At 35.1% G+C, this 13,399-nt stretch carries 15 protein-coding genes and 2 riboswitches; of the genes, 1 reads left to right on the top strand and 14 read right to left on the bottom strand.

All coding sequences use genetic code 11. From position 1 onward, the window contains the following. Window positions 1–354 precede the first annotated feature (354 nt). Window positions 355–541, bottom strand: a riboswitch (cobalamin riboswitch). A gap of 137 nt (window positions 542–678) precedes the next feature. Further along, on the top strand, window positions 679–1,305 hold the full coding sequence (locus GC105_RS15815; RefSeq protein ID WP_152806773.1) for a complement C1q domain-containing protein: 627 nt from the start codon (window positions 679–681) through the stop codon (window positions 1,303–1,305). Between the two features lie 128 nt (window positions 1,306–1,433). Here the strand turns inward: GC105_RS15815 and GC105_RS15810 are convergent, their stop codons facing one another. The 14 genes from GC105_RS15810 to GC105_RS15745 all read right to left on the bottom strand — a co-directional run. After that, window positions 1,434–2,132 (bottom strand): ECF transporter S component, encoded by a 699-nt coding sequence (locus GC105_RS15810; protein ID WP_152806771.1) that lies wholly within the window; start codon window positions 2,130–2,132, stop codon window positions 1,434–1,436. After that, entirely contained in the window at window positions 2,123–3,784 is a 1,662-nt protein-coding gene (locus GC105_RS15805; protein ID WP_152806769.1) for an ABC transporter ATP-binding protein, read from the bottom strand. Before GC105_RS15805 ends, GC105_RS15810 begins: the two co-directional genes overlap by 10 nt. Continuing rightward, a complete protein-coding gene (locus tag GC105_RS15800) occupies window positions 3,757–4,647 on the bottom strand; it encodes an energy-coupling factor transporter transmembrane component T (RefSeq protein ID WP_152806767.1) in 891 nt (296 codons plus the stop codon). Before GC105_RS15800 ends, GC105_RS15805 begins: the two co-directional genes overlap by 28 nt. 1 nt (window position 4,648) lies before the next feature. Next, on the bottom strand, window positions 4,649–5,503 hold the full coding sequence (locus GC105_RS15795; protein ID WP_152806749.1) for a DUF4430 domain-containing protein: 855 nt from the start codon (window positions 5,501–5,503) through the stop codon (window positions 4,649–4,651). 175 nt (window positions 5,504–5,678) lie between these two features. After that, the gene (locus GC105_RS15790; protein ID WP_152806747.1) at window positions 5,679–5,828 is read right to left on the bottom strand and encodes a DUF2292 domain-containing protein; all 150 of its coding nucleotides are present in this window, start codon (window positions 5,826–5,828) and stop codon (window positions 5,679–5,681) included. A gap of 137 nt (window positions 5,829–5,965) precedes the next feature. After that, window positions 5,966–6,105: riboswitch (cobalamin riboswitch) on the bottom strand. Between the two features lie 55 nt (window positions 6,106–6,160). Beyond that, window positions 6,161–6,298, bottom strand: a complete 138-nt coding sequence (locus GC105_RS17750) for a hypothetical protein (RefSeq protein ID WP_425481541.1) — start codon at window positions 6,296–6,298, stop codon at window positions 6,161–6,163. Continuing rightward, on the bottom strand, window positions 6,288–6,785 hold the full coding sequence (locus tag GC105_RS15780; RefSeq protein ID WP_152806745.1) for a YobA family protein: 498 nt from the start codon (window positions 6,783–6,785) through the stop codon (window positions 6,288–6,290). Before GC105_RS15780 ends, GC105_RS17750 begins: the two co-directional genes overlap by 11 nt. A gap of 158 nt (window positions 6,786–6,943) precedes the next feature. Continuing rightward, a complete protein-coding gene (locus tag GC105_RS15775) occupies window positions 6,944–7,714 on the bottom strand; it encodes an ABC transporter ATP-binding protein (protein ID WP_152806743.1) in 771 nt (256 codons plus the stop codon). Next, window positions 7,711–8,541, bottom strand: a complete 831-nt coding sequence (locus tag GC105_RS15770; RefSeq protein WP_152806741.1) for an ABC transporter ATP-binding protein — start codon at window positions 8,539–8,541, stop codon at window positions 7,711–7,713. Before GC105_RS15770 ends, GC105_RS15775 begins: the two co-directional genes overlap by 4 nt. Next, window positions 8,541–9,422: a nickel/cobalt ABC transporter permease gene (gene opp1C / locus GC105_RS15765; protein ID WP_152806740.1), complete on the bottom strand. Its 882-nt coding sequence runs from the start codon at window positions 9,420–9,422 to the stop codon at window positions 8,541–8,543. Before opp1C ends, GC105_RS15770 begins: the two co-directional genes overlap by 1 nt. 1 nt (window position 9,423) lies before the next feature. Then, complete coding sequence (gene opp1B / locus GC105_RS15760; RefSeq protein ID WP_152806738.1) at window positions 9,424–10,353, bottom strand: nickel/cobalt ABC transporter permease; 930 nt, start codon at window positions 10,351–10,353, stop codon at window positions 9,424–9,426. A gap of 47 nt (window positions 10,354–10,400) precedes the next feature. Continuing rightward, window positions 10,401–11,981, bottom strand: a complete 1,581-nt coding sequence (nikA, locus tag GC105_RS15755) for a nickel ABC transporter substrate-binding protein (protein ID WP_246169875.1) — start codon at window positions 11,979–11,981, stop codon at window positions 10,401–10,403. Between the two features lie 70 nt (window positions 11,982–12,051). Next, complete coding sequence (locus tag GC105_RS15750) at window positions 12,052–12,810, bottom strand: class I SAM-dependent methyltransferase (RefSeq protein WP_152806733.1); 759 nt, start codon at window positions 12,808–12,810, stop codon at window positions 12,052–12,054. Window positions 12,811–13,143: 333 nt separating this feature from the next. Beyond that, a partial coding sequence (locus GC105_RS15745; protein ID WP_152806731.1) for an LPXTG cell wall anchor domain-containing protein occupies window positions 13,144–13,399 on the bottom strand: 256 nt, incomplete at its 5' end.

Here is a 13,399-nt window from a genome sequence, read left to right as displayed (position 1 = left end):
TCCTGGGTCGCGGACACTCGCCAAATGAAAACTTTGTTTTCATTTATTCTTCTGCTATGACAGACAAATTGGCAAGCCATTTGTCTGGCTTCGCTTCAGTTCAAGTAATCCTCACCCGTAATCGACAAGTCGATTCCTGGGTCGCGGACACTCGCCAAATGAAAACTTTGTTTTCATTTATTCTTCTGCTATGACAGACAAATTGGCAAGCCATTTGTCTGGCTTCGCTTCAGAATTATAAGCGAAAACAAGTTTTCGCTTGGCTCGTTATTATCACGAAAAAAAACGACCTTTTGAGGGTCGCTTTATATACATAGTTATCCATTTAAGGTAACCCACTTCCCTCCGAAGCTTTACTCTTACTCAATTTAGGCTGGTCTCCTGACTTTGAATCATCCTACTTCCATATCCCTTCCCACATCGTACGCGATGCAGTGGGTAATAATATATGGTTTCGTCCTCATTAACAGTAGCGGGGGCTGTAGAGGTCTTTCACCTCTTTCCCAATTTAATCTAAAGAACCTAAATTTCAAGTATTTAATTTGTACTCATATTATCATATTAATATTTACATTGCAATTAAAAGTTTATATGAAGATCCGATGGACAAATATGTCACACCTTTATCATATACTTCATAAATTATATTGTAATCAAAATATAATAGGAGGTATCTTATTGAATAGATACAGTTATAGCGATAGTACAAACTGTTATGATAACAGCAAGAAATGTTATGATAATAGTAAAGACTGCTATGATAATAGAAATAAATTCAACTCCAAATGCCACAGTTGTCCTAAATATATTCCAGTTCCTATCCCTGGGCCTGCAGGTCCTCCGGGCGCTGCGGGTCCTGTTGGTCCTGTTGGTCCCGCTGGCCCTCCTGGCCCTGCATTAGCACTATCAGGTATTCAAACACAACTAACAGGTGCTCCTGCTACAATAATAGCAGATGGAGCTAATGTAATTTTTGATACAACTATAAACAATCCTTCACCAAATATTGTTTATGATAACGCAACAGGTAACTTTACTATAAATGAACCTGGCAATTATCTTATAAATTGGTGGATAGCTGTTGACGGTGCTGGCGCTTCAATAGAAGTTATTTTCACTGTAGAAGTCGCAGGTGGACCGAGTATTTCAGCAGCTTCAGTTCCTCCAAACACATCATTACAGCTAAGTGGAGATGCACTAATCTCAATTACAACAGTACCTTCTACTTTATCTTTAGTTAACAATACTGGAGAAGATGTCTTTCTAGCAAACAATATAGTTCAAGCAAATATGACAATTATTTAACTTCACCAAGCTGATATAAACTATTAGAAACTTAAAGAAGTTATTTCCAACTAATGGTAAATAACTTCTTTGTTATAGTCTATATATATTTTATTATAAAAGTAAAATATCTTAACTAATAACTATACTTATTCCATCAATCCAAATTTCAATTTAATACGGTTCAACTTCTTCTGCCATGGAATTAATATAGGTATAAGAAACACTACAGTAGCTACTGCATGAGTTACATCAAAGTAAAAACTTGCTATATATGCTCCAACCACTGTAGTCGATGTAATAGGCTTAATAAATCCAATGATATACCATATATTCATAATCCATCCAAACATAAAACCACTTAAAAAACCATATATGTATATAAAGATAGGTTTTTTAAATAAAAAAGTTTTTTTTAAAAGTCCTGCTAAATAACCTACTAATCCCCAAGTAAACATTTGCCATGGAGTCCAAGGTCCTTGACCAAAAAACATATTAGATGCTAATGCAGACAATGCCCCTGTCATAAAACCTGCTTGAGGTCCAAATGAAAGTCCTGAAACTATTACAATAGCAGAAACTGGCTTAAAATGCGGTATTGGAGCAAATGCTACTCTACCTAAAGCTGCAATAACGCTAAGCACCACTAATGGAACAATATCTCTTGGTTTTGGTTTACTAAGTTCAAATCTAGCAAAAAAAGGAACCATGGCAAAAATAATTATCAAACTACTTAGCAATGCTGTTTGTTCAATATCGTAAATAGTTGTGAAAACTAAAAGTATCGGAGTAAGTAGCATCACCACTGGTTCAGCTATTATCAATAATCTACGACTCTTTACAGACATTTTGAAATCACATCCTTACATGTAACAACATTATCTATAATACCCCTACTGATTCTATTGGCTGATGTTGTGTAAAAATTGTTTCCAACAAAAAAATCTTTAGCTAATTCAGTGCAAATTATATCTCCATTAAAAACCATAGAACAAATATCACAATACATTGCAACAAACTCTACATCATGGGTAACCATAACTACCCCTCTACCTTCACTTGCTCGATCTATAAGTATTTTAGCTAATTCCTCTTTTGCGTATACGTCTATTCCCTTTGTCGGTTCATCTAACAACAAAACTTCAGGATTTAACAGTAACAACTTCGCTATAGCTGCCTTTTGTTGCTCGCCGCCGCTCAAATCGTAAGGATGATTTTTTAATAAATGTGTAATACCTAAGGCGTCACTTATCTCCATTATCCTTTCATGCTCTTTATCTAATTGCAAAAGTTTAATAGATTCTTGTAAATCTTCATATACAGTATCGTAGACAAACATAGTTTTTGGATTTTGATTCAAAACTGCAATATTATTCTTGTACAGTACTTCATCTTTTATTTTAGATATATTTTTATCTTTTAACTTTACCGTTCCTTTAATTGGAGATAAAATTCCAGCCAAAACATTTAATGCAGTAGTTTTACCACTACCATTGCTACCTAATATAGCGTGAATTTCTCCAGGGTAAATATCTAAAGTCAATCCTTTAAGTACATAAGGATCCTGATCATACTTGTACCAAAGATCCTTTGCACGAAGCACAGGTTTTTCTTTATCTCTTAATAACTTACTGCCCCCATTAGTTGATTGGCAGATGCAATCATTTTTTTGAACATATTCTTGCAACCACAATCGTCCTTCTCTTACAGATATGGGGTACCTTTCTTTATCTTTCAAACCGCATGATATTTGTACTGCACTTGGTAATGCTTTTCGAAAAGTATGAAAGTCAATAGCTGTAATATAGGCAGAAAAAGCTTTAGAATCTCCACTAAAATCAATTTGCCCATCTTTCATATATAACACTCTATCAGAAATAGGAAATAATTCTTCTAGTCTATGTTCAGAAATTATAACTGTAGTACCAAGTTCTAAATTTATTCTACGAAGTACCGTCAGAAAATCCTTGGCCGCTACAGGATCTAACTGAGCAGTTGGTTCGTCAAATATAATAACTTCAGGTTGCATAGCCATAATTGAAGCTAAATTAAGCAACTGCTTTTGTCCACCTGATAATTCAAATACTGATTTTTCAAACCATTCATTAATACCAAAAAAGTGTGCTGTTTCAGCTATCCTTCTACGAATAGTAGGTGTAGGAACTCCTATGTTTTCAAGTCCAAAAGCTAATTCATGCCATACAGTATCAGTCACAATTTGATTTTCAGGATCTTGCAGAACAAAACCAATTTCTGTAGCGGATACTTTTTCATCTATTTTTTTTATAGGTACGCCCTTATAAAGAATATTACCTATTTGTTGACCGTGAGGAGCTATTTCTTTTTTTAAATTTCGTAATAATGTGGTCTTTCCACAGCCAGATTGGCCACAAATCACTAAAAATTCGGATTCTCTAATACTTAAATTAATCTCTATTAGAGCTTTTGATTCTGTATTCGGATATGTAAAACTCATGTTCTGTATTTCAATAATTTCCATACAATTTCCTCCTTCCCTTCTAACAATAGTGGATATGCCAGTAATATTATGTATAAACCATAAGCAAACAAGTTGGCAACACCAAATAAATTGCCAGAAAAGGTAGGATAGTATTCATATGTTGAATAACCACCTAATATTAGCACTCCATTTACAATTACTAATAAAGAGATAATAAACATGCTTATAATATCATGAGTCCCCCATTTATAAACAGAGTATGAAGTGCGTTTTGTACATCCATAACCTCTTGCTTTCATAGAATCTGCTGTTTCAATGCTATCTTCTAAAGACCAGCTCATCAATATAGATGTAACGCGTATACATCTATTTATCTTTTGTTTCTTAGTTCCCATATTTACACCTAAGCCTAAGGATTTTTGACTATTATTAATGATACTTATTCTATTTTTAGTTACAGGTACCCATTTCATAATCATTGATAGCATCAATGCTATAGTAGGTAATATTCTGCCAAACAAATACATAAATTTATCGTTGTTAATTAACCCATTGTAACAATTAAACCATATAAAAATAGAAACTAGCATACCACCGGAGGATAATCCATAGGCAAAAGCTTCCAATGTAATAGGATTATCCCAAGGATTGTAAAATAGTACTGTTAACCCTTGATGGTTAAACATAGGATTTGCAATTGCTACTACTATAAACAGAACCACACCGAATTTAAGTGTTGAAATATACTTTTTTATTCCCAATAAATATATGGAGTATAAACTTCCTATATAAAAAGATAAAATCACATAAACAGGATTAAATGTCAGCATGGCAAATGCCAACGCTGACACTATGTATGTAAAGATTACTAGTGGATGATAAATTGAAAATATATTTTTCATATTAGTTTATTGACGCTCCTAAATCTTTGCCAATATTTAAGGTGAAACGCCATTGAATTACATCCCCATCTTTTAATACGGATCTGCTATTGTCACATCCATAATTAGGGTATGTTCCATTTACATTGTACATCCATCCACTACCTTGTTCGAAATCAAACTCCCCTAATGAATTGATATGAGATACATACAAACTATCGCCACTGCCTCTTTTCACAACAGGAACCCCTTTACTTTTCGTAATCTTATTTAATGCATCCCATGCTGAACTTCCTTTTTCTAATTCAACTTTTGTTTTGCCAACAATCCATTCGTTATTTACATATCCTTTTTTAAATGCTGTTTTTGTATCAATAGATATTGTAACAGTTATACTATTTGAATCCACTTTTTTTTCTGTGTTGCTACTTTTTTCATTAGTTGATCCACTAGGCACTATAGCACTGCCTGAACTTTTACTTCCCGAAGGATCAGTCTTAGAAGAACTTTTGCTTACATTTGAACTAGACTCATTAGAGGTGTTTTTACTACCCGATGAATTAGATGAAATGCTACTCTTGCTTTCATTACTTTTAACATCACTTGTGGCATCGCTTGATGTTTTTATTTTATTAGAATCAGTTTTTGTTTTATTTGAAACTGTTTCTTTTTCAGTAGTAGTTGTGGCATCTAGTTCATCCAAGTCACCATTATTATTTGGTAGCAATTCTGTATTAATACTTGTTAACTCTACACTTTCAACATTATCAACCGAAGATACTTGTATATCACTACTTTTGACTTCTTCCCCACTATTACAGCCTCCAATAGCAAATACAAAAAATATTAACAATAGTAAACTAAATAATTTTTTCATAATAACCTCCTTATATTTTGTAAACTTTCTCCTGCATTTTTTTTATCAACCTCCCAATGTTTTTTAACTACATCTGTGGAATCAGCATTTCAAAACAAAAAAGGCACCACCAAACATACCATCTAATATGGTATGTTTTAGTAGTGCCTCCGGTTGTCCGGTCAGCAACTATGGCTCATAATTTAATTGATTTTTTCATTTCTTCAACCCGTATAGGTAATGAGTCTTGAACTAATATCTTTAATTCACCATACTTGGTTTTTCTAATTAAATCTATTAGCTTCTTTTCCTGTAAATTAACCGTTATTTGAATACTTTTTCCCAATATATCTGCCTCCTTTGTTTAATGTATAAAATATCCACAAAGGTAGTTTAACATTGAAAAATACAACCAAAAAAAGTCTCTACTCCAATATCAAGACTCGCTTTAAATACATATTACTAGCAATCCCTTGTACTGGAAGGTAGCGTGCTACATTTGAAGGTATCCTGACTAATGAACAAATGTTCAATCACAGTGACCGTATCGCTCTGGATTTTCACCAGATTCCCCTAATAACAAATATTACTATTATTATATATCAATTCAGGTAAAAGTGTTAGTTATATTATAAATATTTTTTCAAAACTTCCCTATTGCTTACTTTATAACATTTACTAATACATATGATCTAGACATATGCTCCCCCCTTCTGGGTTGAATCCGTATTTCACTGCAATTGCTTCTAATATTGTAGATTTGCCTGTACCATTTTCAATAAATATATGAAATATTTGGTATTTTTTATTGATCATCCACTTGAAACTCAAGCAGTTCGCCTCTATCGTTCCAAATATCTTTTAATATAATCTTCCATTTTCCTGTGTCTCTATTGTATTCTATAGAAGAAACAGCCACCAATTGATTGATATTATTTTCATCAGATGTCAAAACCTTATGGAGAGCTTCAGTTTCAGACAGATTAGCTCCTGAAGGCTTTTCAAAATTGACTACCTCAATATATTTTACTGTTGATTGTCCAGGATAAGATTCGGCAACAATATCAAACCACACCTTTACCTTATCACCTATATTGACGTCCTCAGGCGCATTAGCAAACCAAATAGCATTATAAAACTCATCAAGACCACCTGTTTCGCTAAAATCCTGTGCAATAGTATCTACTACAAGTATTCTATCATTTTCACGTTGAATAACATAACCTATCATTCCAGGATCTCCTTTACATCCTGATAATGATAAAAGCAACAACAAAATTAGTGGAATATATAATTTTTTCATTTATACCATTCCCTTACAGAGTAATATAGATACTACAAATTATATCATGAATGAGTAACAGGAGGTGACTTTTACTGTTCTTATTCTCCATGTCTTTTATAAAAATTATATCACGTCTAATATTAATCACGGCACCAGAAAACCTTTCCCAGGCTTTTTTATATTTCAAATGGAATAACTGATCCAAGTAACTTCTTTGCGTAATGGTTTTGTACGTTGGCTAATTGGCCACTATGGAGTTCTTCTACTATTTCTCCTTTATACAGAAACAGAATCTTATTGCATAGATGGCTGACTGCCTGTAAATCATGGGCTATGAAGAGATAGGTCATCTTCATTTCCACTTGGAGTTGTTGCAATAAATCTAGTATCTGGGTCTGTACGGAAACGTCTAATGAGCTAATGGCTTCATCTAAAACTAAGAACTTCGGGTTTGTTGAAATCGCTCGGGCAATACAGATACGCTGGATTTGACCCCCGCTAAGCTCATGGATATAACGATCTTTAGCGTCTAAGAATAGCCCTACTTTTTGTAAAAGCTCATCAATTTTTGCATCTATATTCCCTCTTTGACCTGAAGCTCTCAGTGGCTCTGAAATTGCTTCTCGAATGGTATACATAGGATTTACCGATGAGGCGAAATCTTGAAAAACCACGCTGATTTTTCCAGGATTTTTTTTAATCCATTGTCTTACTGGTTGACCCTGTATATGGATGGTGCCCTGCCCCTTATCTGGTTTATCTAGACCTAGAATAAGTCGAGACAGTGCACTCTTCCCGCTACCACTTTCACCAATGAGACCAACACAGAGCCCTTCTTCTATATCAAAAGTTACTCCATTTAATACTTGTATTCTTGTGCCAGAAAAATTCATTCCTACTTTTAAGTAACTTTTATGAATATTTTTTACTTCTACTAGATTTTTCATCGGCCTATACCTGATTTCATAGCTTTTCGAAATGATTGTGACATTTTTAGTCTTGTAGCGATAAGATGTCTTGTGTATTCGTGTTGTGGATTGGAAAAAATAGTCTTTGCATCCCCGTATTCCACTCCCTCTCCATCTTTCATCACCAACAACTGATCTGACAAATGCTGAACAACTCCCAGATCGTGTGATATAAAAATCAAGGCTGTCCCTGTTAACTCTCTTAATCGCTGAAATTCTCCTACTACCTCTCTTTGGTTAATGGAGTCTAAAGCCGTCGTGGGTTCATCTGCTATGATAATGTCTGGCTTCATCGCTAAGGCCGTGGCGATCATGCAGCGTTGAAGCATACCACCGGAGAGTTGATGGGGATACTTCTTCATTACTTGATCTGCATCGTTTATATTCATGAGTTTTAAGTACTCCACTGCCATATTTCTCGCTTGAATTTTTGATACTTTCAGATTTTCCATGAAGGTTTCCCCCATTTGTTTTTCAATAGGCTCTAGAGGATCAAAGGCCGACATGGAGTCTTGTAGTATCATGCAAATATGTTGTCCTCGTATGACCCTCAAAGAGTTAGTGTCTAATTTTAGCATGTCTGTGCAATGATTTTTCCCGAAGTATTTCACAGTCCCTTCACTTTTAAGCCAAGGATTGGTCAATCCTAGAATTGCCTTAGCAGTGATTGATTTTCCACTACCACTTTCCCCTACGATACCAAGACAACTATTCTTTTTTAATTCAAAGCTAATATGATGTACAATCTCATCTTGATCTCGCATATCTGTGACAGTTAAATTATCTACCTCTAGTATATTGCTCATTATGCCATCTCCTTTTTGCGTTTAAAAATGGACTGACGTTTTATCTTATAACTTTTATCTAACTGTGGATTTAGTGCCTCTTGTATACTATCCCCTAGAAAATTAAAGGCTGCAACTACCAAAAATATAGCAATACCTGGAGGAAGCATATTCTGAGGATTGGTAATCATAATACTCTTTGCCTCGTTGAGCATCATTCCCCATTCTGCCGTGGGAGCTTGTACACCCAAACCTAGAAAGGATAAGGCAGAGATGTTTAGAATAATAGAACCCGTATCCAATGTGGCTAGTACACCTATTTCTCCAATGGCACCTGGCAATACATGTTTTCTGACAATGTGACCTATACTACAACCAGATACTTTAGCAAATCGAATATAGTTTTTTTCCATAAATTGAATGACTATTGAGCGTATCATTCGTACATACCATGGCCATTTGGCAATGACTGTAGCTATGACAATATTTACAATCCCCGTTCCCAAAATTCCCACCATAGTTAAAATCAATACCTCGCTAGGAAATGACAACATAATATCGCAAATACGCATAACGATTTCGTCTATCCATCCTCTAAAGTATCCAGCAGTGAATCCAAGTATTATCCCTATGCCAATGGTACACATCATAGTCACAATAGATAATAATACAGTTACTCGACCACCCCAGAGAATTCTAGAAAAGGTATCTCTACCTAACTGATCTGTGCCAAACCAATGTGCTGTAGATGGTTCAGCAAATTTGTTCCCAATATCTAGTACTGTGGGATCATAAGGAGATATAAAAGGGGCAAGTAAAGCGGATATGACCACTATACCTAAAAATCCAGAAACAATCAAAGCTATTTTGTCGGCCTTAAATCTTTTCCAAAAACCTACCATGCTACGTCTCCTTTCCCATTTGTGGATCAATAGCAGCCACAAAAATATCCACCAATAGATTGCATACTACACATAGTAACGCCATGATCAAAATATACGCTTGTATTATTGGAAAGTCACGATTAAATATTGCTGATACACATAATCGCCCTACTCCTGGCCAAGCAAAGATGTTTTCGATAACTACTGTCCCAGCTATTAACTTGGGTATGGACATGCCCATAGCAGTCAGGGAAGTTTGAATGGAATTTTTAAATACATGTTTTGTAATCGTACTTTGCTTTAAGCCTCTTACCTTTGCGTATAAAACATAGTTTTTGTGTTGATTTTGAATCATATTGTTTCTAATTAGTCTCACATAGGTGGGGATATATCCCAAAGACAGGGTAATAGCTGGCAACACTACTGAACTGGGGCTAGTCATTCCTGTAGTGGGAAAAATATTAAGTTTTACGGCAAAAATCCACATAAGTAATATCCCTGCCCAAAAGGCCGGGATCGCTGTTGTAATAAATAGAACGGCTCGGATGATTTTTTCTCCTAAGCTTCCCTCGTAAAGGGCACAGAACACACCAACTGTCACAGAAACTACTACGAGAATAACCAATGTCACAGCTGCTAGATAAAGAGTTGCAGGAATCGCCCTAGCAAATTCTTGAGCAACAGGCTTATTGTTTACGTAAGAATTCCCAAATTCTCCTTGAAGGGCACTGCCCACCCAGCTAAAATAACGAGTCATAAACGGCTTGTCTAACCCAAGTTGTTCTCGTACCTGAGCGATATTTTCTTCTGTAGGTGTCACCTCATTGACTCTGAGAGCCACCTCTGCCGGATCACTAGGGCTTAAATTAATTAATAGAAAGGCAAAGAAGGAGATCCCGACAAGTATCGGGATCATCCAGAGAAGCCTTTTTATTATATAACTTTTCATTGGCTCGCTCCATTCTTGTGTCATTATATGTTTTATGAGTCAATCTTTCAAAAATGCATTTTTTCAAAGGAAATCTCATATTGAGAGTCATTGAAAGTAACGCCCTTTAATCCCATAATGCTAACTGCTTTTGTTTTAGAGTATGAAATTGGTACATAAACACACTGGTCGTTGATATAGGTTAAAACCTCTTCATACATTTCGGAGCGCTTAGTATAGTCTGCTTCAATCATGATTTTAGTAATGGTTTCATCTAACCACGCTTTTTTTTCAAGTCCAACTTGAGCTTGATAATCTCCGTGGGCTGGGATTCTCCATGAAGATATATAGGATTGAGGATCATAAGGTGTTCCCCAAGACAATGAATATTGCAAATCAAAATCGCCAGACTTTTGTCTGTCTAAAAAGGCCTGTTTTTCTTCACCAAGGATATTCATCTTTATCCCTATATCTGCTAAGTCTGCCTGTATAGACTGAGCGATTGTACCCTCTTGAGCGTTTTGGGAATTATAAGAAAAGGTAATTTCACATTTTAACCCATCTTTTTCACGAATCCCATCTGATCCAAGAACCCAACCTGCTTCATCTAAAGTTTTATTTGCTTTATCTTTGTTATGAGAAAAAGTCTTTAACTCAATATCACAGTAAGGTACATTTTTTGCCATTAACGTTTCTGCTTTGTCTTCAGAATTGTTTAATATACCTGTAATAATATTGTCTTTATTGACAGCATACTGTATGGCTTCACGAACCTTGACATCCTTAGTCACCGGTGCATTACTATTTAGTAAAATTGCTCTAGAGGCAATTGGATCGCTGAGATAAGTCTTGTAAAATTCTTCCTCTTCTAGTTTTTTATAAGATTCCAAATCAATTTGGTCTCCGTCTGCGCCAAACAATAAATCGATTTCGCCGTTTTGCATAGCCAATAAAATCGTCTGTGGATCAGGCATAACTTTCCAATTTACTGAAGATACTTTAGCTTTATCTCCCCAATAATCCTCATTACGAGTAAAGGTAGCATATTGATTTTCTTTATGTTCTGAAAGGATCCATGGACCTGTACCTACATAACCACTAACAGTATCCTTGGTAGCTCCGTCTACGAAACATTTTGGTGAAATAAACCGGAAGGGCCTAGTTAGTCCAAGCTCAACTAATGTAGGATAATAAGGATGCTTGAGAACTAGCTTGAATGTATATGTATCTACCACTACGTTTTCTTCAATTTCATTGATCATATCAAGCCAAGCATGACGTTCACTATTGTCAATGATGGCGTCCATGTTTAGCTTAACCGCCTCTGCATTAAAAGGTTCGCCGTCAGTAAATTGAACATCCTCACGTAAATGAAAGGTATACTCTAAACCGTCATCTGAAATTTTCCAGCTTTCCGCTAGTGCAGGCTTTACTTCGCCACCTTCATTTTTAGTCAAACCCTCAAATACCATATTCTGAGCTGCCATTTCTCCACTGTATAAATGTGGATTAATATCTCTAATATCTTTCGTGCTAGCGTAATTGATTTGATCTTTAGTTGATTCTTCATTGTTTCCTTGGCTAGTACAACCAACTAAGACACTAAACAACATCGCCACCGCTAAAACAGATATCATAATTTTCTTCATGTTCATTGTTCTCCTTTTTTTCTTTAAGTTATTATTTTCTTAACTGTCAACTATTTTAATAAAATATTATCTATTTTTCTGCAGATATCATAAACATAGGTGTGGAAGCATAGTTTACTTGTTCTTCTTTGTCCCAAACACGATTTCCAATATCCTGTTCTACGGTAACTTTTTTAAATCCAATATTTAAAAGTATCGCAGCGTCCCATTGAGGTCGCATAGTACGACTTAATGGTAAGTTTTTTGCAATTTCTTCCATAACTGTAGTATCCGTGCAAAGATAATGATCATTTAATCCATGTTCTTTTGCCTGAATTCGATCTTGTTCATATTCACATCGTTTTTGGTCATCAAATAGATGCAAATACCAGTTGGCATCAAAGTTTAACATTCTACCTCCAGTCTTTAGTACTCTATGCCAATCCTTATAGGCTAACTCAGGTTTTTCCAGATTCCATGTTAAATTTCTAGTAATAATTAAATCAAAAGTATCGTCTTCGAAGTCTAGACAATGGGCGTCCATTTGCTTGAATGTAATACAATTTTTATATATTCCAGCGTTTTTCTTTGCCTGGTGTAACATTGCATCAGTGTAATCAACGGCAGCTACATCGTAACCGCAAGACGCCATAGTAATGGCAAAAAATCCTGGACCAGTTCCAATATCTAAAACTTTAAGCTTTCTACCATTCACATTGGGTTTGTAACTGTTAATTAAATCTTTCCAAATATCCATCTTATAACTATTTAATTCTGCAACATTCACTTCTGAGTAGCCATCTACTCTACCATCCCAGTATTTTTCAACTTTTTCAAGCATATCATTCATTTACTTACTCCCCTTATAGCAAAATTTATATACATATCAGTAAAAATTTAAAGCATTTTTCTTTATTGGCAAAAGAAAAAAAGCCATGAAGAATTAATCTAGTTTATACCAGACATAAGCCTTCATGGCTTTTATTTGTTATAATTTTCTCACATTCGACTTAATTTGTCAAATAAATTCTGCATGAATAATAGTATTAAGGCTAATTTTTAATAATACGTAGTAGTTATGGACCAAGCATTTAGGGTACTTTCCCTAGTGCTTGGGCAAACTAAAAACAGCGCCTATAAGACGCCGTTTTTAGTTAAGTAATTAAGTAATTTTTTTCATGAATTAACTTTGTTGTTTCTTTTTGTTGTATAACACGAATACTAGTACCCCTAAGGCTAGTAGGACTCCTCCTATTATTAGGATCATAGGCATGTTACTTTGTGTTTGTTCTACTTTGTCCGTTGGAGTTGGGGGTTCTGTTGTGATTTCTTCTGTGCTTACTCCTGCTACTATGGTGTCAGTTAGTACATAGTCTGAGCAGTGGGTGATGGTGAACTGGGCGTAGCCGTCTTGGATGATTAGATTTGCGTCATCTACC

The organism is Alkalibaculum sporogenes (assembly GCF_009362815.1).
Lineage (GTDB): Bacteria > Bacillota > Clostridia > Eubacteriales > Alkalibacteraceae > Alkalibaculum_A > Alkalibaculum_A sporogenes.
The sequence above is the reverse complement of the archived record's forward strand: the minus strand, read 5'-3'. Positions and strand labels throughout refer to the sequence as shown.